The sequence below is a fragment of the Stenotrophomonas sp. YJH_SMC_10 genome (assembly GCF_059371555.1).
The window spans coordinates 33,907-57,989 of the sequence record NZ_JCAFUS010000005.1 but is presented as its reverse complement, the minus strand read 5'-3'; the positions used below and the strand labels follow the sequence as shown (position 1 = coordinate 57,989).

The 24,083-nt window shown below is 68.2% G+C and carries 22 protein-coding genes, 1 pseudogene and 2 riboswitches; of the genes and pseudogenes, 14 read left to right on the top strand and 9 right to left on the bottom strand.

Translation table 11 applies throughout. The features are described from left to right. Positions 1 to 12: 12 nt before the first annotated feature. The 5 genes from AC5P9C_RS08900 to AC5P9C_RS08880 all read right to left on the bottom strand — a co-directional run bounded on the left by AC5P9C_RS08900 (position 13) and on the right by AC5P9C_RS08880 (position 8,057). Entirely contained in the window at positions 13 to 2,535 is a 2,523-nt protein-coding gene (locus tag AC5P9C_RS08900) for a PepSY domain-containing protein (RefSeq protein ID WP_343542254.1), read from the bottom strand. Positions 2,536 to 2,924: 389 nt separating this feature from the next. Then, positions 2,925 to 3,488, bottom strand: a complete 564-nt coding sequence (locus AC5P9C_RS08895; protein WP_049470924.1) for a TlpA family protein disulfide reductase — start codon at positions 3,486 to 3,488, stop codon at positions 2,925 to 2,927. Then, positions 3,485 to 5,863, bottom strand: a complete 2,379-nt coding sequence (locus tag AC5P9C_RS08890) for a protein-disulfide reductase DsbD domain-containing protein (RefSeq protein WP_343542255.1) — start codon at positions 5,861 to 5,863, stop codon at positions 3,485 to 3,487. Before AC5P9C_RS08890 ends, AC5P9C_RS08895 begins: the two co-directional genes overlap by 4 nt. Further along, positions 5,860 to 6,198 carry a divalent-cation tolerance protein CutA gene (gene cutA / locus AC5P9C_RS08885; protein ID WP_049470927.1) on the bottom strand — a complete coding sequence of 113 codons (339 nt, stop codon included), beginning with the start codon at positions 6,196 to 6,198 and terminating at the stop codon, positions 5,860 to 5,862. The genes AC5P9C_RS08890 and cutA overlap by 4 nt, the downstream gene beginning before the upstream one ends. A gap of 68 nt (positions 6,199 to 6,266) precedes the next feature. After that, positions 6,267 to 8,057, bottom strand: coding sequence for an endonuclease (locus tag AC5P9C_RS08880; protein WP_049470929.1), 1,791 nt, complete (start codon positions 8,055 to 8,057; stop codon positions 6,267 to 6,269). Between the two features lie 312 nt (positions 8,058 to 8,369). On the opposite strand from AC5P9C_RS08880, the gene AC5P9C_RS08875 reads away from it, so the two are divergent. From AC5P9C_RS08875 to AC5P9C_RS08865, 3 genes are all read left to right on the top strand, one after another. Continuing rightward, positions 8,370 to 8,657 carry a co-chaperone GroES gene (locus AC5P9C_RS08875; protein WP_005411227.1) on the top strand — a complete coding sequence of 96 codons (288 nt, stop codon included), beginning with the start codon at positions 8,370 to 8,372 and terminating at the stop codon, positions 8,655 to 8,657. 81 nt (positions 8,658 to 8,738) lie between these two features. Continuing rightward, on the top strand, positions 8,739 to 10,388 hold the full coding sequence (gene groL, locus AC5P9C_RS08870) for a chaperonin GroEL (RefSeq protein WP_005411226.1): 1,650 nt from the start codon (positions 8,739 to 8,741) through the stop codon (positions 10,386 to 10,388). A gap of 134 nt (positions 10,389 to 10,522) precedes the next feature. Beyond that, a complete protein-coding gene (locus AC5P9C_RS08865) occupies positions 10,523 to 11,134 on the top strand; it encodes a DUF6445 family protein (protein WP_074726128.1) in 612 nt (203 codons plus the stop codon). Between the two features lie 118 nt (positions 11,135 to 11,252). Here the strand turns inward: AC5P9C_RS08865 and AC5P9C_RS08860 are convergent. Both AC5P9C_RS08860 and AC5P9C_RS08855 read right to left on the bottom strand, forming a co-directional pair. Beyond that, positions 11,253 to 12,416, bottom strand: a pseudogene (locus AC5P9C_RS08860) (serine hydrolase domain-containing protein). Between the two features lie 67 nt (positions 12,417 to 12,483). Next, entirely contained in the window at positions 12,484 to 13,407 is a 924-nt protein-coding gene (locus tag AC5P9C_RS08855; RefSeq protein WP_343543803.1) for a retropepsin-like aspartic protease, read from the bottom strand. Positions 13,408 to 13,514: 107 nt separating this feature from the next. On the opposite strand from AC5P9C_RS08855, the gene AC5P9C_RS08850 reads away from it, so the two are divergent. From AC5P9C_RS08850 to AC5P9C_RS08825, 6 genes are all read left to right on the top strand, one after another. Next, on the top strand, positions 13,515 to 14,222 hold the full coding sequence (locus tag AC5P9C_RS08850; RefSeq protein WP_049470937.1) for a response regulator: 708 nt from the start codon (positions 13,515 to 13,517) through the stop codon (positions 14,220 to 14,222). Positions 14,223 to 14,254: 32 nt separating this feature from the next. Continuing rightward, on the top strand, positions 14,255 to 15,553 hold the full coding sequence (locus AC5P9C_RS08845; protein ID WP_074726131.1) for a sensor histidine kinase: 1,299 nt from the start codon (positions 14,255 to 14,257) through the stop codon (positions 15,551 to 15,553). Between the two features lie 72 nt (positions 15,554 to 15,625). Continuing rightward, complete coding sequence (locus tag AC5P9C_RS08840; protein ID WP_414615271.1) at positions 15,626 to 16,126, top strand: MarR family winged helix-turn-helix transcriptional regulator; 501 nt, start codon at positions 15,626 to 15,628, stop codon at positions 16,124 to 16,126. Next, positions 16,123 to 16,863 carry a DNA alkylation repair protein gene (locus AC5P9C_RS08835; protein ID WP_074726133.1) on the top strand — a complete coding sequence of 247 codons (741 nt, stop codon included), beginning with the start codon at positions 16,123 to 16,125 and terminating at the stop codon, positions 16,861 to 16,863. The genes AC5P9C_RS08840 and AC5P9C_RS08835 overlap by 4 nt, the downstream gene beginning before the upstream one ends. Positions 16,864 to 17,040: 177 nt before the next feature. Beyond that, positions 17,041 to 17,298, top strand: a complete 258-nt coding sequence (locus tag AC5P9C_RS08830) for a hypothetical protein (protein ID WP_049470943.1) — start codon at positions 17,041 to 17,043, stop codon at positions 17,296 to 17,298. A 295-nt stretch (positions 17,299 to 17,593) separates the two neighbouring features. Continuing rightward, positions 17,594 to 18,667 carry a 3-deoxy-7-phosphoheptulonate synthase gene (locus tag AC5P9C_RS08825; protein WP_049470944.1) on the top strand — a complete coding sequence of 358 codons (1,074 nt, stop codon included), beginning with the start codon at positions 17,594 to 17,596 and terminating at the stop codon, positions 18,665 to 18,667. 183 nt (positions 18,668 to 18,850) lie between these two features. On the opposite strand, the gene AC5P9C_RS08820 is transcribed toward AC5P9C_RS08825, so the two are convergent. Beyond that, entirely contained in the window at positions 18,851 to 19,468 is a 618-nt protein-coding gene (locus AC5P9C_RS08820) for a trimeric intracellular cation channel family protein (RefSeq protein ID WP_005411215.1), read from the bottom strand. 84 nt (positions 19,469 to 19,552) lie between these two features. Next, a riboswitch (glycine riboswitch) is annotated at positions 19,553 to 19,656 on the bottom strand. A 13-nt stretch (positions 19,657 to 19,669) separates the two neighbouring features. Beyond that, a riboswitch (glycine riboswitch) is annotated at positions 19,670 to 19,759 on the bottom strand. A 41-nt stretch (positions 19,760 to 19,800) separates the two neighbouring features. On the opposite strand from AC5P9C_RS08820, the gene AC5P9C_RS08815 reads away from it, so the two are divergent. The 3 genes from AC5P9C_RS08815 (at position 19,801) to AC5P9C_RS08805 (ending at position 21,038) form a co-directional block, all read left to right on the top strand. Further along, on the top strand, positions 19,801 to 20,076 hold the full coding sequence (locus AC5P9C_RS08815) for a GIY-YIG nuclease family protein (protein WP_053461526.1): 276 nt from the start codon (positions 19,801 to 19,803) through the stop codon (positions 20,074 to 20,076). A gap of 71 nt (positions 20,077 to 20,147) precedes the next feature. Further along, positions 20,148 to 20,579 carry a nuclear transport factor 2 family protein gene (locus tag AC5P9C_RS08810; RefSeq protein WP_343542392.1) on the top strand — a complete coding sequence of 144 codons (432 nt, stop codon included), beginning with the start codon at positions 20,148 to 20,150 and terminating at the stop codon, positions 20,577 to 20,579. Positions 20,580 to 20,582: 3 nt separating this feature from the next. Continuing rightward, positions 20,583 to 21,038 (top strand): hypothetical protein, encoded by a 456-nt coding sequence (locus AC5P9C_RS08805; protein ID WP_057493859.1) that lies wholly within the window; start codon positions 20,583 to 20,585, stop codon positions 21,036 to 21,038. 98 nt (positions 21,039 to 21,136) lie between these two features. On the opposite strand, the gene AC5P9C_RS08800 is transcribed toward AC5P9C_RS08805, so the two are convergent. Beyond that, on the bottom strand, positions 21,137 to 22,417 hold the full coding sequence (locus AC5P9C_RS08800; protein WP_103282082.1) for an NAD(P)/FAD-dependent oxidoreductase: 1,281 nt from the start codon (positions 22,415 to 22,417) through the stop codon (positions 21,137 to 21,139). Between the two features lie 123 nt (positions 22,418 to 22,540). On the opposite strand from AC5P9C_RS08800, the gene AC5P9C_RS08795 reads away from it, so the two are divergent. Next, a complete protein-coding gene (locus AC5P9C_RS08795) occupies positions 22,541 to 23,320 on the top strand; it encodes an NYN domain-containing protein (protein ID WP_049470953.1) in 780 nt (259 codons plus the stop codon). Positions 23,321 to 23,452: 132 nt separating this feature from the next. Next, the gene (locus tag AC5P9C_RS08790; protein ID WP_049470955.1) at positions 23,453 to 24,073 is read left to right on the top strand and encodes a glutathione S-transferase family protein; all 621 of its coding nucleotides are present in this window, start codon (positions 23,453 to 23,455) and stop codon (positions 24,071 to 24,073) included. The last annotated feature ends 10 nt before the right edge of the window (positions 24,074 to 24,083 follow it).

The following is a 24,083-nucleotide window of genomic DNA, read 5'->3' as shown; positions in this document are numbered from 1 at the left end:
CCACCGAATCGTTCAGTACACGTCGCGGCGGTAGCGTCCGCTTTCCAGCAGCGTTTCCACTGCGTCCTCGCCCAGCGCGCCACGCAGTACCTGGTCCACACCTTCGGCCATGCCCTGCAGCGAGCCGCAGACATGGATCACCGCGCCGCGCTGCAGCCAGTCGCGCAGCGTATCGCTGGCCGCCTGCAGGCGGTCCTGCACATAACCACCGTCGCCATCGCGCGAGAACGCCAGGTCCACCCGCGCCAGATGGCCCTGCGCCTGCCAGGCCTCGATCTCGTCGGCGAACAGGAAGTCGTGTGCCCGCTGGCGCTCGCCGAACAACAGCCAGTGCCCGTGCTCGCCGGCATGGGCGGCTTCGCGCAACAGGCTGCGCAGGCCGGCAATACCGGTGCCGTTGCCGACCAGCACCATCGGCGCATCGCCCCGGCGATGGAAACCGGGATTGCGATGCACCCGGGCGACGATGCTGGCGCCGATCGGCGCATGCAGCGTCAGCCATCCCGATCCGAGCCCGGCACGGCCGGACGTGTCATGCACCAGCCGCACCACCAGCTCCACCACGCCATCGTCGGCCGCGGATGCGATCGAATACTCGCGCCCTGGCAGCAGCGGCAATCCGGACAGCCACAGGCCAGGGTCCTGCACCGCCAGTGCGGCGTCGGCGCCGGGCAGTTCGCGTTCACTGGCCAGTGCCAGCAGCGTGCGCGGCTGGCCGTCCTCCAGCAGGGGCAGCAGCGGATCCAGCCCATGTGCCTCCAGCACGGCACTGGCATGCTGCGCGTTGTGGCGGGGCGCGATATGCAGGATATCGCCGGCCTGCCACTGCACCGTGCCTGGCGCCGCAAGGCGCACACGCCAGATGGCCCCGCCGAGGCTGCCCGGGTTGAGGCGTTCGCGCCCGAGCAGTCGCCACTCATGCATCTGCGTGGCAGCGGGCAGCACGCTGTCATCGGTGACGATGCCGGTCAGCGCGCCCAGTTGTTGCTGCCATCGGCGCAGGGCCGGAACGGCCGCAGCATCGACATCGATGCGTTCGAACAGGGGGCGCGCGCCGTTGTCGAGCAACCAGCCATCGACCTGGCGGCCGAAGCCGCAGTAACGCGGATACTGGCGGTCCCCCAGCGCGAGCAGGCCGAACCGCAGGCCCGACAGGTCCGGTGTCTGCGCCATCAGCTGGCGTGCCGCGCGCCGCGCTGCATCCGGTGGCTCGCCATCGCCAAACGTACTCAGCACAAGCAGCGCCTGCGATGCCTGCTGCAGCTGGGCGGCGTCGATCCGAGCCAGCGGCAGCACCTGTACCGGCTGGCCAGCGGCCTGCAGCTGCGCGGCCGCACGCCACGCCAGCTGTTCGCCCAGTCCACTCTGGCTGGCATGCAGCACCAGCCACGGGGTGCCCTCACCGTCGGCGACCGGCGGTGTCAGCGACTGGCGCAACCCTCGCGCGAGGCGCTGGCTGCGACGGCGATCCAGGTACAGCAGCCAGCCAGTGATGAAGAACACGCTCATGGCTGCGCTGCTGAGCATCACCACGACACGCCCGGGCAGCCCGAAGTAACTGCCCGAGTGCAGCGCGAACACGCTCGTGGCCAGCTGGCCGCCCGCGCCCTGGCGTGCATACGGGCGCGCCTCAAGCACCGCACCCGTGGCCGGGTCAAGCTGCAGCACGTCGTGTGCGCGGTCATGCTGTCCACCGCGCTGCGATGGATCACCGGCCATCACCCGCACGTTCAGTGCCTGCCCCGGCTTCTCCGGCAGGCGCAGGTCGATGTAGCCGGTGCGCACGCCGGGCAGGGCGTACAGCGTGGTTTCAATGCGCTCCAGGTCCAGGGCGGCATCGGGATCGACCTTGTGCCTGGCGGCCGGCGCGACGCCCAGCAGGGAATTGGCAGCGCTGCGGTACCCGTCGAACGACCACCACAGGCCGGTCAGCGCACTCATCAGGTAGATCAGCAGCACCCAGGTGCCAAGCACCGAGTGCAGGCTCCACAGGAAGCCGCGGCCGCTGCGTTTCCACTCGATCGCCAGCCAGCTGCGCCAGTGCCACCAGCGCCGTGGCCAGCGCAGGTAAAGCCCGGACAAGGTGAAGAACAGCAGGGCGATGGCGCAGCCGCCGGTCACCCATTTGCCGCGGTCGCCAGCGGCAAGGTGGCGATGCAGATCCTCGACGAAGTCGAAGAACGCCTGTCCGCGCAGCGTGCTGAAGCGCTCACCGCTGTACGGATCGAAGTACACCCAGTGTTCCTTCCCGCCGGCAAAGCGTGCGACCGACGGCCGCTGGCCGGTGGCGTCCACGCGCAGGCGTTGCAGCGGGCGTTCACTGCCGACCTGCAGCAGCGGCACCAGCTCGCTGAGGGCAAGCGGTTGCTGGCCGTCGGCATGGTGCGCGGCGATCTCGGCAAAGCCGGGATTGGCGGCGCGCAGCAGCTCGTCCTCGAAGGACAGCGTCGCGCCGCTCAGGCCCATCACGGCCAGTACGGCACCGGCGGTGATGCCCAGCAGCCAGTGCAGTTGGAACAGGACGTTCTTGAACATCGAAGGAGGAGGGCCCGGGAGGCTGCCGCCCGCATCCTGCGCAACAGCAAATGAGAATTAGTCGCGGAATTCTCCGTGGCGCCTTGCCTGCGGTCAAGCAGGGGCCAGCGGCCGGGCGCGGCCCGGCACCCGTGGTAGTGCCGGCCGCTGGCCGGCAATCTCGGAAGCAACAGCCAACGCAACAGCAACAGCGGGCATTCCGTGGGATGACGGGATGGGTCCGGTTACGGCGTGTCCTGACCACCCGCAGTGCCCCGCCATCCCACGGAATGCCTGCTTTTTGCTTTTGCTGTTGAAATTGCCGGCCAGCGGCGGGCACTACCCGCAGTTGAAATTGCCGGCCAGCGGCCGGCACTACCGCAGGTGCAGGGCGCGGTGCTGTCGATCCCTCATTTCACCCAGCGGTCGATCTCGCCCTGGGCGAACGGCCCCAGCTTCGCCTTGACCAGCCGCCCCTGCGCATCGAACAGCACGCTGTAAGGCAGCAGGCCCTGCACATTGCCCAGCTGCACGCTGGCATCGCGTGGCCCCGGGGTCTCGATCACGATCGGGTACTCCACCGGCACCCGCTGCAGGAAACCGCGCACGTCGTCCGCGGTATCCAGCGCCAGGCCCAGCACCTGCACGCCGTTATCGCCCTGCGCATCGGCGAAGCGCGCCAGCTCGGGCATCTCTTCCACGCAGGGCGCACACCAGCTGGCCCAGACATTGATCAGCAGCGTGCGGCCGGCAAAGCGCTGGCGCAGGTCGAGGGGCTGTCCCGCCAGGTCCGGCAAGGTCAGCGCCGGCAGTTGATCGCCCACCTGCAGCGTGGGCGTCGCGGCAGTGGCTGTGGAAGCCGTCGCTGGCGTGGCGGGTGCAGGCGGGGCGGGTGACAGTCGATGCCCGGCCCACAGGCCGAGGCCGGCGGCCAGCACCGCTGTCCACAGCAGCGCGGGCCGTTGCCACTTCATCGTGCGGTGCGCAGCAGCGCTTCCTCGACCACCGCCTGGGTCAGCAGGGTCGGCAGCACGGTCGGCGGCGCGCCGGGGCCGTACACCACGTACAGCGGCACGCCCACCGCCTTGTGCTCCTCCAGGAACGTGGTGATCTGCGGGTCGACGTTGGTGTAGTCACCGCGCATGTACACCGCGTTGGTGCGCTTGAGCAGTTCTTTGAACTCCGGCCGTGACAGCACCGCGCGTTCGTTGGCCTTGCAGCTCACGCACCAGTCGGCGGTCATGTTGACGAACACCACGCGGTTGTCGGCGCGCAGGCGGTCCAGCAACTGCGGCGAATACTCGACCACGTTGTCGCTGGCGGCCTGTGCGGCCCGCGCCGGCGGTGCCAGCTGGGTCACGCCCCAGGCCGGAACCAGCGCACCGATCGCCAGCAGCACGCCGAGCAGGGTCACCGCACGCGAGCCGGTCCAGCGGTTGCGTTCAAACAGCCACAGGCCGAAGGCGAACAGCAGCAGGCCACCCAGCACCAGTGCCATGCCGTCCACGCCACGCTGCTTGCCCAGCACCCACAGCAGCCACAGCGCGGTGGCGTACATCGGGAAGGCCAGCACGTGCTTGAGCGTTTCCATCCACGGCCCGGGCTTGGGCAGGCGGCGTGCGAGCGCCGGCACGAAGCCGATCAGCAGGAATGGCAGGGCCAGCCCCAGGCCGAGGAACAGGAACACGGTCATCGCCTTCAGCGGCGGGGCAATGAACGCGTAGGCGATCGCGCCGCCCATGAACGGACCGACACAGGCACTGCCGACCACGCAGGCCAGCGCACCGGTGAAGAAATCACCGGCCGGGCCACTGCGGCTGGCCAGCGACTGGCCCAGGTTGCCGATGCCACCGCCGAGGGTGAATACGCCGGACAGGCTCAGGCCCACCGCGAACATGATGTAGGCCAGTGCGGCCACCACGCCCGGGTGCTGCAACTGGAAGCCGATGCCGACGGCGTTGCCGAGCGCGCGCAGGCCCACCATCAGCGCACCGATCACCGCGAACGCGACCAGCACGCCCAGCGTGTACCAGAGCGCATGGCTGCGCGCACGCTGCGGGCTTTCGCCGCTCTGCGCCAGGCTCAGCACCTTCAGCGACAGGATCGGCAGCACGCAGGGCATCAGGTTCAGTACCAGGCCACCGGCCAGCGCCAGCAGCAGGACCCAGACGAACGAACGATCCGGATTCGGCGTCGTCACCGGCGGCCGCGTGCGCAGTGCGTTGTCACCGCGCGCATCGTTGGCGAATGCAGTGCCCGCGGTCGCGCTGCCGGCAGCGGTAGCGGCGGCGTTCTCGTTGGGCACGGTCGGCAGCAGGCGCAGCGGCGCGCCATCGGCGGATTCGCGCGGCGCACCGGCGGCCGGCAGCGGGCTGGCCATCGCAGTGCGTGCTGGCGCCGGATCGCTGCCCGTGCTGAGCTTGCCGGCCGGAATCGACAGCTTGACCCGGCGGGTCATCGGCGGGTAGCAGATGCCATCGGTCTGGCAGCCCTGGAAGGTCACCACCAGGGTGCTGTCGACCGCGTCGGTGACGGTGCGGCGCAGCGGCAGCGGCACTTCCACCTGGTTGAAGTAGACCGAGACATCGCCGAAGTGCTCGTCGCGATGCGACTGCGCGGCCGGCCAGCGCGGGGCGTCGGCGAGCACGCCGGCGCTGCCTTCCAGCTTCAGCGAGGTGCGGTCGCGGTACAGGTAATAGCCCGGCGCCGGGCTGAAGCGCAGCAGCAGGGTGTTGCCATCGCTGGCGATGGCATCGAAGCCGAATGCCTGTTCCGACGGCAGCGGCAGCGCCTGGCTGTTGCTGGCCGCACCCGGCAGGCGCAGGCCGCCGCTGTTGCCGGCACCGGCCAGCGGGTTGTTGAACGGGTTCGCCGCACCGGTACGCGCGGCAGGGGGCACGGACGCGGCGCCGGCGCCGGGCAGGGTGACCTGCACCACGCGCTTCTGCGGCGGGTAGCAGACACCGGCATCGGCACAGCCCTGGTATCGCACTTCCAGGCTGATGGTGCCGGCGGCCTCGGTCGGCGTGCCGGGCAGGGTGGCCTGCAGGCGCTCGCGATAGGTTTCGACCTCGCCGAAGAAATCGTCGTGGTGGCGGTCGCCCTTGGGCATCTGCAGCGCGCCGGCATTGAAGGCGGGGTCGGCCTTGACGCTGGTGCGGTGGCGATAGAGGTAATAGCCCGGCGCGATCTTGAACTGCAGTTGCACCTGGCCACGTTCGGGGGCGGTCGCGGTCAGCGCGAACGCCTGGTCCACCGGCAGCAGGTCCTTCTCATCCAGGGCGAAGGCGGGCAGCGAGAGCCACAACAGGGCGCACAGGGCGGCGCCACGCGCAAACAGAGTCTTCAATCAGTGTCCTCCCGGGTCTGTGCCCGGATCCAATCCAGATACGCCGGCAGGCCGGCCCGGGCTTCGACCGCGATGCACTCCGGGAGTTCATACGGATGCAGTTCGACGATCCGGGCAATCGCGTCATCGACGCGGCTCGCGGTGGTTTTCACCAGCAACTGCAGCTCGGCGTCGGTGGTCACCTCGCCCTGCCAGCGGTAGGTCGACTGCGCGCCATCGAGGCGGGTCACGCACGCGGCCAGGCGCTCGCCGACCAGCGCGTGCGCGATGCGCTCGGCACTGGCCCGGTCCGGGCAGGTGGTCAACAGCAGCAGGACGGGATCGACGGTCGACATGACCGTCGAGTATAGGGCCGCCACCGGGCCAGGGCCCGGCGGCGGCCGTGGACCGCTGCGTTGCGCGGTCAGTTGGCCAGCTGGCAGGTGGCCGGCTTGGCCGAGGTGAACAGGGCCGGGGTGGCCCACTCGGGGTGGTCGATGAACGGGTTGCGGTTGCCCTGGAAGCTGTAGACCACGTCATTGCGCGCACGCTCGGCATCATCCGGCGGGTCGGACAGGTGCCAGTCGATCAGGGTCGACAGCAGGCCCATGTAGGCCGGTGAGCTGCTGGTCTTGACGATCTTGCTGCGGTCGTCGGTCAGCTCCAGGTCCGGCTCGGACTGGCCGGTCGCCGCATCCTTGCCGCCCTCATAGCGGATCGCCATGTACATCACCGCACGCGCCATGTCGCCCTTGCGCTTGCCCCACACCTCGAAGGTGCCGGTGTTGCCGTCCGGCGTGCGCACCCAGTTGGAGTTGCCCGGATAGCCACCGCTGCCGCCACCCTGGCCGTTGTTGGCCTCGGTGGCGCGCTCGCCGCAGCTGGCGTCGCACTTGCCGAACGGCTTGTTGCCACGATCGGCGTTCCACTGCGCGTCGGTCAGGTACAGCATGTGGGTGTCGGTATACGGCGCGTACGGCAGGCCCTTGTCACCGGTGGTGGTGGCAAAGCCCAGCGAGTTCGGCCAGGTGTGCTCGCGGTTGTACTTCAGGCCACTGCCGCTGCCGGCGCGATCGGTCACTTTGGCGTAGCTGTGGTTGCGATACGCATCCAGGATCCTGCCGGAATTGTTCGGATCCTCGTCGGCGATTTCCAGGATGGTCCAGGTGCTGGTGCCCGAGCCGCTGTACGGATAGGCGGTATGGCCCTTGATCGTGGCGTGCAGCGAACAGCGCAGCTGGCTGGGGCTGCTGGTGTTGACCTTGGAGTAATAGCCGGCCGGCACGCCGGGGTTGCCCGGGTCCGGATTGCCGCCGGTGCTGGCCACGGTGAAGGCAATGCGGCTGTCGGCGGCCGGGTGTGCGCCCTGCAGGTCGGTGATGCGTGCGGCGCGGATGTCGAAGCGGCAGGCTTCACCGGCCACCAGCGCGGTGTTGGTGGACAGCTTCACGCTGCGGCCGCTGGCCGGGAAGGTCAGCGGCACGCTGCCGGAGGTACCGCAGCTCAGGGCGAAGGCGCCGCTGGCCAGGTTCACCGTTTCGCTGAACACCACTTCCAGGTCGGCGGCGGCCGGGAAGGTGCTGCTGCCCTGCGCCGGGGTGGTGGTGGACACCGACGGCGGCGTGTTGGGGCCCGGGGTGCCGCCGCCGCTGAAGGTCTGTCCGTTGTTGCAGCTGCCGAACGTCTGGCCGGCCGATTCGGCCCACGTGAAGTGGGCGTACTGGCTGCCGCTGCCGGTCAGCTGCAGCGACGTGCCCGGTGCCGTGCTGTTGGTCTCGGCCACCGGGATGTTCTGGCTGGTCATCCCTGCGGCGGGGCCGCCGGACGCGGTGATGGTGCCCTCGTAGCTGAGGAACTGGACCACCTTGCCGCTGGCATCGACCAGCGCGATGCCATCGTTCGGGCCGTTCTGGATGCCGTTGGTCGGGTAGTTGACCACGGCGATGGTCGCGCTGCCGCAGCCGGCGGCGGTGCCGGCCGGGACCGGCGTGTTGGCGTAGACCACGGCCGCCGATGCGTTGGACCCGTTGTACAGGTACAGGCGGTAGCCGGACAGGTCCTCACCGGCGGTGGCCACGACCTCGATCGCTTCGCCGACGTCACCGGCGGCGGTGCTGTCGTCGTAGTGCAGTTCATTGATGAAGACCTCGGCCTGGGCCGGCGCAGCGGCCAGGGCCAGCAGGCAGGCCGCGGCAAGCGGTGACAGCAATCGCATCGACTCCTCCTTGTGATTGGGAATGCCCGGTCGAGCCTAAGGCCGATCCAGTGACACTTTGTCGTAAATGAACGTCAGATATCTGACAGTGCGACGCTTGTCACCGAAATTGACGGGATCCCGACCAGCGCCAAGCGACACGGGCGGGAAAAATTTTTTTGATGCCACCCTTGAAAGGAGGGCGCGGGGCTCCATCTCTGCCCTGCTCCCGACGTTGTCGGGTTTCTTCACGTGCGGTTCTGGCACTCGCCTGGGGTGAGTGCTAACATCGCCGGACTTTTTTAGACCAATCAATCACTTAAGAGGTCTCCTATGAGCATCAAGCCGCTGCACGACCGCGTTGTGGTCAAGCCGATCGAAGCCGACGAAATCTCCGCCGGTGGCATCGTCATCCCCGACTCGGCCAAGGAAAAGTCCACCAAGGGTGAGGTCGTGGCCGTCGGCCCGGGCAAGCCGCTGGACAACGGCAACGTGCGCGCGCCGTCGCTGAAGGTCGGCGACAAGGTCATCTACGGCCAGTACGCCGGCAGCTCGTACAAGAGCGAAGGCGTCGAGTACAAGGTCCTGCGCGAAGACGACGTGCTCGCCGTCATCGGCTGAGCCTCCGCGCGACCTGTTTCAACCTGACCCCCAAATCCCAGCCGCCGGGCATCGTCCGGCGCTACCAATGAGGTAAATGCAATGGCTGCCAAGGATATTCGTTTCGGTGAAGACGCCCGTTCGCGCATGGTGCGCGGCGTCAACGTTCTCGCCAATGCCGTCAAGGCCACCCTGGGCCCGAAGGGCCGCAACGTCGTGCTGGAAAAGAGCTTCGGCGCCCCGACCATCACCAAGGACGGCGTCTCCGTCGCCAAGGAAATCGAACTGGCTGACAAGTTCGAGAACATGGGCGCGCAGATGGTGAAGGAAGTCGCGTCGCGCACCAACGACGACGCCGGCGACGGCACCACCACCGCCACCGTGCTGGCCCAGGCCCTGATCCGCGAAGGCGCCAAGGCCGTTGCCGCCGGCATGAACCCGATGGACCTCAAGCGCGGTATCGACAAGGCCGTTTCGGCCGCCGTCGCCGAGCTGAAGAACATCTCCAAGCCGACCGCCGACGACAAGGCGATCGCCCAGGTCGGTACCATCTCGGCCAACTCGGACGAGTCGATCGGCCAGATCATCGCTGACGCGATGAAGGAAGTCGGCAAGGAAGGCGTGATCACCGTTGAAGAAGGCTCGGGCCTGGACAACGAGCTGGACGTGGTCAAGGGCATGCAGTTCGACCGCGGCTACCTGTCGCCGTACTTCATCAACAACCAGCAGTCGCAGACCGCTGACCTGGATGACCCGTTCATCCTGCTGCACGACAAGAAGATCTCCAACGTCCGTGACCTGCTGCCGGTGCTGGAAGGCGTCGCCAAGGCCGGCAAGCCGCTGCTGATCGTGGCCGAGGAAGTCGAAGGCGAAGCGTTGGCGACCCTGGTGGTCAACACCATCCGCGGCATCGTCAAGGTCGTGGCCGTCAAGGCGCCGGGCTTCGGCGACCGTCGCAAGGCGATGCTGGAAGACATGGCCGTGCTGACCGGCGGCACCGTGATCTCCGAAGAAGTCGGCCTGTCGCTGGAAAAGGCCACCATCAAGGACCTGGGCCGCGCCAAGAAGGTGCAGGTCTCCAAGGAGAACACCACCATCATCGACGGCGTCGGCGACAAGGCCAACGTTGATGCACGCGTGGCGCAGATCAAGACCCAGATCCAGGACACCTCTTCGGATTACGACCGCGAGAAGCTGCAGGAACGCGTGGCCAAGCTGGCCGGCGGCGTTGCCGTGATCAAGGTCGGCGCCTCGACCGAAATCGAAATGAAGGAAAAGAAGGATCGCGTCGACGACGCCCTGCACGCCACCCGTGCAGCCGTTGAAGAAGGCGTGGTCCCGGGCGGCGGCGTGGCGCTGGTGCGCGCGATCACCGCGCTGGCCGGCCTGAAGGGTGCCAACGAAGACCAGAACCACGGCATCCAGATCGCCCTGCGCGCGATGGAAGCCCCGCTGCGCGAGATCGTGGCCAACGCCGGCGACGAGCCGTCGGTCATCATCAACAAGGTCAAGGAAGGCACCGGCAGCTTCGGCTACAACGCGGCCACCGGCGAGTTCGGCGACATGCTGCAGTTCGGCATCCTGGACCCGACCAAGGTGACCCGTTCGGCCCTGCAGAACGCAGCCTCGATCGCCGGCCTGATGATCACCACCGAAGCCATGGTTGCCGAAGCTCCGAAGAAGGACGAGCCGGCCATGGGTGGCGCCGGTGGCATGGGCGGCATGGGTGGCATGGGCGGCATGGACTTCTAAGTCCACGCCCCTGGTATCGGGTGCCGGCCCCGGGCCGGCATCCCTTCCCGCTGCAAAAGAAGAACCCCGCCGCAAGGCGGGGTTTTTCGTTGCGCAGTTGCCGCCGCCGCAGTGCATCGCTACGCTCGGTGGTCATGCCTACCTCGTTCATCGTCGTTGACGACTTCCTTGCACCGGCCGACGCGCACGCCCTGCGCCAGGCGGCGCTGGGCCTGACCTATCCGGCACAGGACGGCGCATTTCCCGGTCGCAACTCTCTGCAGCGGCTGGAACTGGACAGCCTGGCCGAGGCGGCGTCACGGCTGGTCAACGAACCGCTGCGGCCGGTCAATCCGCTGCAGTCGCACGGCAAGTTCCGGCTGACCCTGGCCAGCGATGTCGGCCGCGCGAAAGTGCACGCCGATCACTCGCACTGGTCGGGCATCCTCTACCTGAGTGCGGCCGAGCACTGCAAGGGCGGCACCGAGTTCTTCCGCCACCGGCGTACAGGCACCGAGCGCATGGCCCTGGACGCCGCGGAACTGGCAGCGCTGGGGTATGCCAACGGCGGCGACATGCATCGCGACATCATCGAGCGCGACAGCAACGACGACAGCCAGTGGGAAATGACCATGCGCATCCCGATGCGCTTCAACCGGCTGGTGCTGCTGCGGCCCTGGTTCTGGCACACCGCCGGCCCGGCATTCGGCGACCGCCCGGAGAATGGCCGGCTGGTGTACCTGATGTTCTTCGAGCAGGCGCGCTGAGCGGAGCAGGCATCCACGCATGGCGTGGATCTACAGGTGCACGGTTTCGCTGGTAGATCCACGCCATGCGTGGATGCGCCCGTCCAGCCGCACGCGATACGCAGGCGTCAACGCACCCTCATTCGACGAAGGCCTTCGACGCGCCGTACTCCCACTGCCACGGCACGCCCGTATCGCCCAGCACGAACGCCACCAGTGCCGGGAAGGTGGCCTCGGCCCGCACATCGTTGCCCAGGATGACCACGCAGCGCTGGTGCCGCTCCACGCACACCAGCGTGTTGCCCACCGCATCGTCGTGGCCGCCCTTGTAGAAGCCTGCGCCCTGCGGGCCGCGGAACGTCACCACGCCCAGGCCGGCGGCCAGCCCCTTGTGCTGCCGGGCCGCAGGCAGCTCCGGCTGCAGCGTGGGAAACTGGCTGGCGGTGGTGATCGGCAGCTGCGGCCGCACCAGCTCCCTGCGCATTGAAGCCGACAGCCCGTCGCCGCGCACGTAGCCGGCGGCGAAGCGGGCCATGTCGGCGATCGTGGTGTCCATCGAACCGGCCGCACGCACGCGGCTGCGTTCATCGTGCGGCACCGTATCGCCTTCGGCGGTCCAGCCGTCGGCCAGGTTGCCGGCGAAGTCCGCGCGCCACGTCATGCTGGTGCGCGTCATGCCGAAGCGGTCGAAGATGCGCTCCTGCATCAGCGTCCCCACGTCCTGGCCCAGCCGCCCGCGTTCGATCACGAACTGCAGCAGGATCAGTCCGTCGCCGGAATACCCGTAGCGGGCGCCCGGGTTGAAGTGGAACTTCAGCCGGCCATCCGGTTCGAGAAAGCCGAAGTTGGCGAAACCGCTGGCGTGATTGAGCAGCAGGCGCGGCGTGAGCTGGCGCCAGCGCGCATCGCCGGCCAGCACGCTGTAGTCGGCGTACTTCTTCGGTTCGGGCGGATACGCCGGAAGCGGTTTGTCCAGTGCGGTGGCAATGCTGGCGTCCAGCTGGATCGGCGTGTCCTGCGCCAACTGCGCGACCAGGTGACCAAAGGCCATCTTGGTCAATGACGCGGCGTACATCACGGTGTCGGTGCGCAACGGCTCGCCCATGGCGTTGCGTTCACCCTAGGCGGCCACATGCACGACCTTGCCGTCATCGACCACGGCCAGTGCCATGCCGCGCGCATGGGCGGCCCGCATCAGGCGCTGTGCTTCGGCATCGATGCGGGCGGGCGAGGGCAGTGGAGGCGGCGCGGCCAGCACGGCCAGCGGGAGCAGCGTCAGCAACATCAGGACGGCACGGCGCATGCGTGGAACTCCTGGCGGGACCGGGCGGATGCTACGCCAGCCAGGTCCCACCGTCATGGGCCGGAGGTCAGCCGGGCCGGCGCAGGCAGATCCGCGCCGCCCCCGCACCGATGTCCACCTGGCCGCCGCGCATCGCATCGGCACCGAGGATCAGCGCCGGTCGTGCCTTCAGGCCGATCGCCTTGAACACCGGCAGTTCGCTGATCCGGACCTCCATCGAAGGGTGCTGCCAGCCGCCGCCGCTCATGCCGGGCAGGGTGTACAGCCAGGTGGCCTGCGCACCGCCACCCAGGCCTTCGGTGCCCTTTGCACGCAGGCGCACCCGTGCATCGCTGCCGTCGGTGCGCAGCCCCAGTGCGCGGGCGGCTTCGGCATTGAGCACGGTCTGCGCCGCGCCGGTATCGACCACGGCGACCGCCTCAACGCCCGGCGTGCCCAGCGTCAGCATGACGAAGCCGAACTGGTGCAGGCCAGCGCTGCGCCCGGGCAGTGCATTGGCCTGGCAGCCCGGTCCCTCCAGATTCAACCGCCCGGGCGTCCACAGCGCCAGCTGCTCGCGGCCGAAATCCCAGCGGGTGTCCCAGCGCCCGGTCAGATCATTGCCGATCAAGCCGTCGATCGCCGGGTCATCGTCTTTCGCCAGGGAGGACAGATCGACCTGCATGCCACTGGCATTCAATTGCCAGCTTCCCAGTTGCCACGCCGTGCTGCGCATGCGCTGCATCCGGGCCGCGTTCGCGCTGGCACCCTGGGCCTGCGACACTGCCGCTTGCGCATCGTCCAGGCCATAGCGCCGGACCACGCGTGCATCGACCAGGGTTGCCCCGGCGGCACTGTCGACCACAAAGCGCAGCGGTTCGGCGCGTCCGTCCAGCGAGACGGCCACCGCCGGGTGGCCGCCCTGCATCCACATCGGCAGGACGTGCTCGGGGGCGTCGGCTGCCCACGCGGGCAGCGCGGCAGCAAGCAGGGAGAGAAGGATGAGGCGCAAGGGAAGGCTCCGCAGTGATCATGGGGCGACCATTGGCGCGCTGCGGCGTATCGCAGGAATATCAGTGTTGATACCGTCCTGATACAGACCTGCCCGATACTGCCTGCATGAGTACTTCTGCCCGTGTCATCGTCGTCGATGACGACGCCAGCATCCGCGACGCCATCGCTGATTGCCTGCTGCTGCACGGCTACCAGGTGCGCGTGGCGGCGGACGCCACTGCGCTGGACGTGCTGCTGCAGGTCGAACGCCCGGACGTGATCATCCTGGACTGGATGATGCCCGGCGAAGATGGGCTTTCGGTCTGCCGGCGGTTGCAGGCGCGGGCCATTCCGATCCTGATGCTGTCTGCGATGGGCAGCGCGCCCGATCGGGTCATCGGCCTGGAGATGGGCGCCGATGACTACCTGGCCAAGCCATTCGATCCCCGTGAGCTGCTGGCGCGGGTGCGCGCGTTGCTGCGTCGCCAGCACAAGCTGCGCGCCCAGGTGCCCAGCGAGCTGCGGTTTGCCGGTTGGCGGCTGCTGCCCGAACAACGGCGCCTGCTGGCGCCGGATGGAAGCGAACTGGTGCTCAGCCGCGGTGAATTCAGCCTGCTGCTGGCGCTGGCCGAGCGGCCCGGGCGGGTGCTCGGCCGCGAGCAGCTGCTGCAGCTCAGCCGCGGCGAATCCAGTGACACGGTCGATCGCGCAGTCGACCTGGCGGTCAGCCGGCTGCGCCGCAAGCTCGGGCAGGCCGCGCCGGGTGCCGAAGCCCTGGTGCAGACCTCGCGCGGTGAAGGCTACCGCTTCGATGCCGCGGTACAGGTGCTGTGAGCGGCCGGTGGTCCACTGCACGCTGGATCGCGATGCTGGCCCTGGCCAGCTTGCTGCTGGCGACCCTGGTCAGCGTGGCGGTGGTCGGCTGGATGCCCCGTCCCGCGCCACCGCCGATGCGGCTGGACCAGGCCATGCAGGTGCTGCGCGGCGAACGGGAGGCCGCGCCGCTGGGCCTGCATCTGGCCCGCCAGGACGGGCCCCCGCAGGGCAGCGCCAGCGACTGGCTCACGCAGTTGGCGGCGTTGCAGATGGGACTGCCGGCGAAGGACGTGCGCTGGGTCTGGAGCGGGCAGGGCAAGGCGCCCGACGTGCAGGTCATCGAGGGCGGCGCGGTGCTCGATGCGACCGCTCGGGCCGGTGTACTGAAGGCGCAGTCGGCGGTATTGACCGCCATGCAGTGGCCGCCGTTCGAACTGGGCGTGCGCCAGGCCGATGGACGTTGGCAGGTGGTCGGCAGCGATCACAGCGATCTGGCCGCCTGGCGCCGGCAGGTGATGCTCGCGCTGTTGGGCGGCGCGGTGTTGCTGGCGCCGCTGGCGGCATGGGCGTCGATCCGGCTGGGGCGGCCGCTGCGCCGCCTGGCCGAAGCCAGTGCGCGTGCCGACCTGCAGGCCGAAGTGCCGTTGCCCGATGATGGCCCACGCGAAGTACAGGTGCTGGCCGCCGCGATCAGCACCGGTCGCCAACGCCTGCGCGCGCAGGCGCAGGAGATGACCCACATGCTGGCAGCAGTGGCGCACGACCTGCGCACACCCCTGACCGGTCTGCGCCTGCGCGCCGAGTTCGCGCCCGCGCCCCAGGCGGCGCGGATGGTGGCGGACATCGAGCGCATGGACGCGATGATCGAGCAGGTGCTCGACTACGCACGTGGCGAACTGCAGCCGCCGCAGATGCGCGCGCTGGATCTGGCGGCCCTGCTTGAGGACTGCGTGCAGGCGGCGCTGCTGCGCGGGGTGGACATCGTGCTGCAGGGCCCGGACACGTTGCCGTGGTACGGCGATGCACTGCTGCTGCGGCGCGCGGTCGACAATCTCATCGACAACGCCGCGCGCTACGCGGGGGCCGTGGAGCTGCAGGTGGCCCTGGTCGGCCACGACGTGCAGCTGGATGTGATGGACCGTGGCCCCGGCATCGCCGAGGCCGACCGTGCACGCCTGCTGCAACCCTTCCAGCGCAGCGAAAGCTCGCGCAGCCGCGCCACCGGCGGGGCCGGGCTGGGGCTGGCCGTGGCCGCCAACGTGGCCAGGCGACATGCCGGCCAACTGCAGCTGCTGCACCGTGAGGGCGGTGGGCTGATCGCACGCCTGCTGCTGGGAAGCACTGGCTGAAATTCACATCCGCTTTGCCTGGCTCAGCCATCCTGCAATATAGTTAGGCGCCTAACCACATGCGGACGTCAGATGATCGAAGCCAAGCACCGCGCTCTTCTGGCAGAAGCGCAGCGACGCGGCCACGCCAACATCGCGCCGCTGCACCTGTGCTTTCAGCTGCTCTCGTTGTCCTCGTCGTTCGATCGCGACTGCGCCGCGCGCCTGGCACCGCATGGGCTCAGCGAGGGCCGCTTCATCGTGCTGTTCCTGTTGCACGGGGCCGGTGGCGCACTGCCGCCGCACCTGCTGGCTGAGCGTGCCGGCGTGACCCGCGCCACCATCAGCGGCCTGCTCGATGGCCTGCAGCGTGAAGGCCTGCTGCAGCGTCGCAGCGATGACGGGGATGGCCGCCGTCTGCAGATCGTGTTGACTGCACCGGGAAAGCGCTTGGCCGAATCGCTGTTCGAGCAGCACACGCACTGGATCAGCGGCCTGTTCAACGGCCTGGACGCGGGTGAACAGCAGCAGCTGTCGCAGCTGCTGCACAAGGTCTGGCAGCACACGGACACTGGGCGGGAATCCGCAGCATGAGCACGCCCGTTCCTGCGCAAAGGCTGCGTGCACTCAACAGTGGCAGCGCCGCTGCCACCCATCTGGCCGAGTGCCTGGCCGTGGATTTCACCGCGCTGCTGCAGGTGGTGGCGCCTGCCCTTGAGCCGGAAGCGCTGCAATGTATGCGCGATGCCTCAGGCAAGGGCATCACCCAGCGCATGGCGCTGGCGGCGCGGTTGCTGCACGAAGCCGGGCAGGGGGATCCTGCGCGTTGGCAGGCGCATGTGTCAGACACGGTGCGCGGCTGGGCCTGCTACCTGATCGGCAGCGATGCCGGCGCGACGCTGCCGGCCAAGCTGCGGGCGATGCGTCCGCTGGCTGACGACCCGCACTTCGGCGTGCGCGAATGGGCGTGGCTGGCGCTGCGTGCCGACATTGTTGCCGCACCCCTGCAGGCGCTGGAGTACCTGCAGCCATGGACGCAGGAAGCATCGCCGTACCTGCGCCGCTTCGCCTGCGAAGCGCTGCGCCCGCGTGGCGTGTGGGCCACGCATATCGCGCTGTTCAAGCGGCACCCGGAACATGCATTGCCGCTGCTGGAAGCACTGGCTAACGACCCGGAGCGCTACGTGCAGGACTCCGTGGGCAACTGGCTCAACGACGCCGGCAAGACGCAGCCGCAGTGGCTGCGTGCGGTGTGCGCGCGCTGGCAGTACGAACACCACAGCGACGCCAATGCCTACATCCGCAAGCGTGCACTGCGCTCGCTCCGGTAGTGCCGGCCGCTGGCCGGCACCCCCCGGACCTTCAAGGAACAAGCAGCATGTCGCACACCTTCATCGAGCGCTATACCGCCACCCCCGCCTGCACCCCGGACGCGCATGGCACATGCGCCGGTCACCCGGACGCGGTAAACAGGGCATTGCCCATGTCCATCCGCAGGGAAGTTGATCATGCAGAGCACGCTCCAGGTCACGCTGTTCGGTCCGCTTGGCGACAGCCCGGCATTGCAGTTGCCGGGGCTGGAAGGGCCGTCGGTGGCCATCCCGGAAGCGACCCTGCGGCGGTTGGTCTCCGATCTCTATACAACGCGCTCCCTGCTCAACCCCGAGCAGCTGGACGAGGCCAGGCAGGAGCTGGACCGCGTGCTGGAGCGCTGGGCGGACATCCACGAAGGCCTGCTGCTGGACGTGGAAGTGCATGGCAAATGACCGACGTTGCGTGGCTGCCGCCACGTAGGCAGCGCTGGAGCCCACCTCGCTGAACCACGTCCCCAGTTGCGGATGAAACATTTTGCACTGCGCAAAAGCTGTGCTATCAATAGATCCCATGAACGCAGCCGCTACCCGCTTTTACTGGTATTACTTTCCGAAGCCACTGGCGGAGGAAGGACTGCGCTCACCCTGAAGAAAGCTTCAGACGCATTCCCGAAAGCCGCCAGCGAACCTGGCGGCTTTTTTCATGTCGCCACGCTGGGGACCCCCAACGTTCCGGAGATCTCCCCCAATGCCCCCGCACACCGACGACCTGCGTATCCGCACCATCGAACCGCTGACACCGCCCGCCCAGCTGCTGGCGATGCTGCCCTGTGACGATGAAGCTTCCGACACCGTCAGCGCCTCGCGCGCGGCCCTGCACCAGATCCTGCACGGCCGTGACGACCGCCTGGCCGTGGTGGTGGGCCCGTGCTCGATCCATGATCCCAACGCCGCCATCGAGTACGCCCAGCGCCTCAAGCCGCTGCGCGATGCACTGGCCGGCGAACTGGAAATCGTCATGCGCGTCTACTTCGAGAAGCCGCGCACCACGGTGGGCTGGAAGGGTCTGATCAATGATCCGGACCTGGACGGCAGCTTCAGGATCGACAAGGGCCTGCGCATCGCCCGAGGCCTGCTGCGCGACATCAACAAGCTCGGCCTGCCGGCCGGTGTCGAGTTCCTCGACGTGATCTCGCCGCAGTACATCGCCGACCTGGTGGCGTGGGGCGCGATCGGCGCGCGTACCACCGAAAGCCAGGTGCATCGTGAGCTTGCCTCGGGGCTGTCGTGCCCGGTCGGCTTCAAGAACGGCACCGATGGCAACGTCAAGATCGCCGCTGACGCGGTGGGGGCGGCGTCCAATCCGCATCACTTCCTGTCGGTCACCAAGCAGGGCGGCACCGCCATCGTGTCGACCACCGGCAACCCGGATTGCCACGTGATCCTGCGCGGCGGCAAGCAGCCGAACTATGACGCAGGCAGCGTCGGCGAGGCCTGCCAGGTGCTGGCCAAGGCCAAGCTGCCGACCCGGCTGATGATCGATGCCAGCCATGCCAACAGCCTGAAGAACCCGGAAAACCAGCCGAAGGTGATCGACGACATCGCCGCTCAGCTGGAAGAGGGCGAACAGCGCATCGTCGGCGTGATGATCGAGAGCCATCTGGTCGGTGGCCGCCAGGAACTGGTGGAAGGCCAGCCGCTGGTCTACGGGCAGAGCATCACCGATGGCTGCATCGACTGGGATACCACGGTGACGGTGCTGGAGCGACTGGCTGCTGCCGTGCGCGCCCGTCGTGACGTAAAGGTGTCCGAAGCGGCCTGATGGAAGCCGCCTGAGCGCGGCACGTGTGTGGATGGCGGCCAGCGCCTGCGGGGGTGCGGCCGCGATCAGGGCCGGTCGGAGTTGGAGACCGGCCCATCTGCACCGGCGATGCGCCTGGCGCTGCGCATGAGCGACAGCGCCAGGTCCATCGCCGGGGTGGTGCGGGCCCGGCGAACACGCTCCTCAATGCACTTCGTCGTGGTACACGAACTTCGGCATTTCCCAGCGGTAGTGGATCGCCAGCAGGCGCAGCGCGAAGCCGCCGCCCAGGCAACACAGGATCGCGGTGGCGTCGGCCACGCCCCAGTGCAGCAGCAACAGGTACGCCGCGCCGGTCAGCAGCGCGATGATCGCGTACAGCTCCTTCTGGAAGATCAGCGGCACCTCGTTGCAGAGGATGTCGCGCAGCACGCCGCCGAACGCGCCGGTCAGCATGCCGGCGATCAGCACGATCGGCATCGCATGGCCGGCTTCGCGCGCGATCGAGCAGCCGATCAGGGTGAAGGCGATCAGGCCCAGTCCGTCGAGCACCAGGAACGTGCGGCGGAAGTGGTGCATCCAGCGCGCCACCCAGGTGGCGATCAGCGCCGCGCATACGGTGAAGCCCAGGTACTCCGGATGCTTCACCCAGCCCAGCGGGTAGTGGCCGAGCAGGATGTCGCGCAGGGATCCACCACCGAGGGCGGTGACGCAGGCGATCATGACCACGCCGAACAGGTCCATGCGGCGGCGGCCGGCGGACAGTGCGCCGGTCATGGCTTCGGCGGAAATGGCAATGAGGTAGATGATGGACAGCAGCATGGGACAGGCTCCGGGCGCGGTGGGGCCGGCCATGCGCGACGACCGCCACTGCCTGCGCAATGACGGGATGACGATGACCGGTGCCGCTCCCGCTGTCCTTTTGCCTGAGAGTTCAGCGGCATGGGCCGCGTGCCCCTTCGGCGGATCGTCCCGGGCGTGCCCGGTGACCTCTCTCCAGCTCGGCGAGTCGAATGCATGGTTGGTGGGATTCCAGCCCACCGGCCTGAGCGATCATGGGAGCCTGCGCCTTCGGCGGGCGCCAGCGCGGCGCCTCTCTCCTGCATTCGGCGGCCAGTATATCCGCTGCAGTGCAGCACGGCATAATCCAGGCCATGGCCCCGTCCGTCCGCCCGTGGTTCCTGTACCTGCTTGAATGCCGCGATGGCAGCTACTACGCCGGCATCAGCACGGACGTGGACGCGCGTTTCGCCGCCCACCAGGCCGGCAAGGGCGCGCGCTACACGCGGGCACGGCCACCGCTGCGCGTGCTGGCCGTGCGCGAATACCCGGACCGGGCCGCCGCCTCACGCGCCGAGTGGCAGCTCAAGCAGCAGCCCCGCGAGCGCAAGCTGGCCTGGCTGCAGGAACCGGTCGAGACGCTTCTGTAGATCCACGCCCTGCGTGGATGGGCTACCCGGCCCATGCGATGATCGCCCCGCGCCCAGAGCTGGAGACCCGGATGTCGACGATCGCCCTGCTGTTCGCTCTTTCCGCAGCAACGAGCTCTGCCGCCGACCCGGCCACCCTCGCGGCCATCGAAGCCACCTGCCACGACTACGTCGATGGCCAGCTGGAGGCCGACCCGCAGCGGGTCGCCCACTCCCTGCATCCGGACCTGGCCAAGCGCGCGGTCCTCGGCGATACACCCGACGAACGCCTCGGCCTGCGCCGGATGTCGAAGGAAGAACTGGTCTCGTTGACGAAGCAGGGCGCGTTGAAGACCCCGAAGGATCAATGGGATCGCCGCTGCACGGTGCTGGACGTGACCGGCAACGCGGCCTCGGTGCGGCTGGAAACCCCGTGGTTCGTCGACTACTTCCACATGGGGCGCTTCGGCCAGCGCTGGGTCATCGTCAACGCGCTGTGGTACCCGAAACCGAAGGCGCAGTGAGCGATGCGTGCCGCCGGCAACGCATGGATCTCCGTCGTCGTGCTGGTCGCCGGTATCGCGCTGCTGCCTGGCCTGCTGTATCTGCTAGGGCTGGCATTGGTGGACGGTCGGCCGAAGCCGGCGGACCGCGTGCCCAGTGGTGTGGCCGCATGCAGCGGTGAACCACGGGCGGGATACCAGCCGATGAATCCCTGGCACTTCACTGCCCAGTTCTTCGACAAGGACGGAATGAAGAAGAAGGTGCCTGAAGTGGAGCGGGAGGCCTTCTGGATTGCCCGGCGCCACCTGTGGCGGCAACCACAGCGCGGCATGCTGCGCTGGCATCTCAGCAGTACCGCATTGACGATCTGGATCACCCGGCATTGGAGTACCGCGCAGATTGCCGATACTGCGAGAAAGGAGGATTTCTGCCGGACCTGGTCGAAACGGCGGGTCCCCGGTGGCCCGATGAGCAAGTAGAGCCTAGAGCCACGCCATGCGTGGAGGGTGTTGACGGGGTCAGTGCCCTTTCCTGCGGAAAGGGAACCGACCGCGCCGCAGCCGGCCAGCGGCCGGCACTACCGCCGGGGCCGACGGTCTTCCTGGTCATCACCGAAGATGATGCGCGCACTGCGCTGGTAGCTCCAGTACGCCACGGCCCAGTTCAGCAGCACCACGATGCGGTTGCGGAAGCCGATCAGGAAGAACACGTGCGCGGCCAGCCAGAACCACCAGGCCAATACGCCGGAAAGCTGCAGCCGGCCCAGGTGCACGATCGCGGCCATGCGGCCGATGGTGGCCAGGTTGCCGTAGTCGGCGTACTTGAACGGGCCGGGCTCGGGCGTGCCGTGCAGGCGTGCGCGGACCACCTCGGCCACGTACTTGCCCATCTGCTTGGCGGCGGGTGCCACGCCGGGTACCGGCTTGCCGTCGGCCTGGCTCAGTGCGGCCAGGTCGCCGGCCACGAACAGCTCCGGGTGATCGGGCAGGGTCAGGTCCGGTTGCACCTGCACGCGCCCGGCGCGGTCCAGCGGCACGTCCAGCGTGCGAGCCAGCGGTGAAGCGGCCACACCGGCGGCCCAGACCACGGTGCGTGCCGGCACGAACTGGTCACCGAGCGTGAAGCCCTGGCTGTCGATGTCGCTCACCGGAGTACCGGTCAGCACTTCCACGCCCAGCTTCTCCAGCTGGCGGCGCGCCTTCAGCGAAAGCACTTCCGGGAACGAGGACAGCACGCGCGGCCCAGCCTCGACCAGCCGCACCTTGGCGCTGGCCGGATCGATATGACGGAACTCATTGCGCAGCGTGTGGCGTGCAATCTCGGCCAGGGTGCCGGCCAGTTCCACACCGGTCGGGCCGCCGCCGACGATGGCGAAACTCAACCACGCCGCCTTCTTGGCCGGGTCCGGCTCGGCCTCGGCACGCTCGAACGCCAGCAGCAGCTTGCGGCGCAGTGCGATGGCATCGTCCAGCGTCTTCAGCCCGGGCGCATCGTCGGCCCACTGATCATTGCCGAAGTAGGCGTGGGTGGCGCCGGTGGCCAGCAGCAGGCTGTCGTAGTCCAGCGTGCTGCCATCGGCCATGCGGATCTGCCGGGCCTGCTTGTCGATGGCCACCACTTCGCCGAGGCGGACTTCCACATTGCGCTGGTGGCCGAGGATGTGGCGCAGGGGGGCAGCGATATCCGGTGCGGACAGGCCGGCGGTGGCCACCTGGTACAGCAGCGGCTGGAACAGGTGATGGTTGCGGCGGTCGACCAGGGTGATGCGTATGCGTTCGCGGGCCAGGGCACGGGTGGCCCAGAGACCGGCAAAACCGCCGCCGACAACGACCAGGTGGGGAACGCGCTCGCGACTCATCGACTCACTCCAGTGGGGGCATTGGGGGAAGCGCCTGGCATCTTCGCACGGCGGCTACCTGTCACGTCAGCGACCGCCCGGATCGGCGATACTCGGGTTCAGGCAACGGCCCGAGAGGAGCCCATGAGCGAACCGGAAAAGCGCATCGCCCTGTTGATCGACGCCGACAACGCGCCGGCCTCGAAGATCGACGAGGTCCTGGCCGAAGTCGCGCGCTACGGCGTGGCCAACGTGCGCCGCGCCTATGGCAACTGGAAAAGCCCGCGACTGAAGGGGTGGGAAGCGGTACTGCATGAGTATGCGATCCGCCCCATCCAGCAGTTCGCCTACAGCAAGGGCAAGAATGCCTCGGATATGGCGATGGTGATCGATGCCATGGACCTGCTGTACGCGCGCAACCTTGATGGCTTCGCCATCGTCTCCAGCGATGCCGATTTCACCCCGATGGTGATGCGCCTGCTGACCGATGGCGTGAAGGTGTATGGCTTCGGCGAAAAGAAAACGCCCGAACCCTTCGTCAACGCGTGCTCGAAGTTCACCTACCTGGAAGCGCTGGGCCAGACCCACGCCAGTGTGCCGGATGCCGAGCAGGCATCGAGCGAGCAGGCATCCAACGAGCCCGTCGCCAATGACGATGCACGCCCGCGCAAAAGCGGTGCGGAGATGCGCAGCGACACGCGGCTGGTGAAGATGCTGCGCCGCGCGGTGTCTGCGGCCGAGGGCGAGGATGGCTGGTCGCACCTGGGGCCGGTCGGCAGCCAGATCGGCAACCAGGCCTCGTTCGATCCGCGCAATTATGGCTACGGCAAGCTCAGCGACCTGCTGGCGGCGATCGGCCTGTTCGAGCTGAAGAAGGATGGCAAGTCGTCCTACGTACGCGCGCTGCCGAAAAAGAACCGGTAGTGCCGGCAAAAGAACCGGTAGTGCCGGCCGCTGGCCGGCATGCTGCAGATGCCAGATCCCGCACCCGGCACGCACATCACCCACCGATCAGGCGTATCGTTGCCGCTCGCATTGCCAGCAAGGAAAACCCGCATGTTGAAGATCTGGGGCCGTCGCAATTCCAGCAACGTCCGCAAGGTGCTGTGGTGTGCCGAGGAGATCGGCCTGCCGTACGAATCCATCGAAGTCGGCGGCAGCCACGGCGGCACGCAGACGCCGGAGTACCAGGCGATGAATCCCAACGGCCTGGTGCCGGTGATCGAGGACCACGGCCTGCCGCTGTGGGAATCGAACACCATCGTGCGTTACCTGAGCGCGCGCTATGCGCTGGGCACGCTGTACGCCGAGGACCCGATGGAGCGCGCGCAGGCCGAAAAGTGGATGGACTGGAGCACCTCGCGGATGGCACCGCTGTACAGCGACCTGGTCTGGGGCATCATGCGCACCGCGCCGGCCGACCGTGACGAAGCGCGCATCAACGCGGCCATCGTCCGTGCCGGTGACTACCTGGCGATGGCCGATGCCACCCTGGCCACGCAGCCATGGCTGTCGGGCGGGACGTTCGCGATGGGCGACATTCCGCTCGGCTCGCTGGTGTACGCCTGGTATGAACTGCCGATCCAGCGCCCGGACCTGCCGCACCTGGCCGAGTGGTATGCGCGCCTGCGCGAGCGACCAGCTTACCAGCGCGGCGTGATGTCGCCGCTGACGTAAGCGAAGGCGT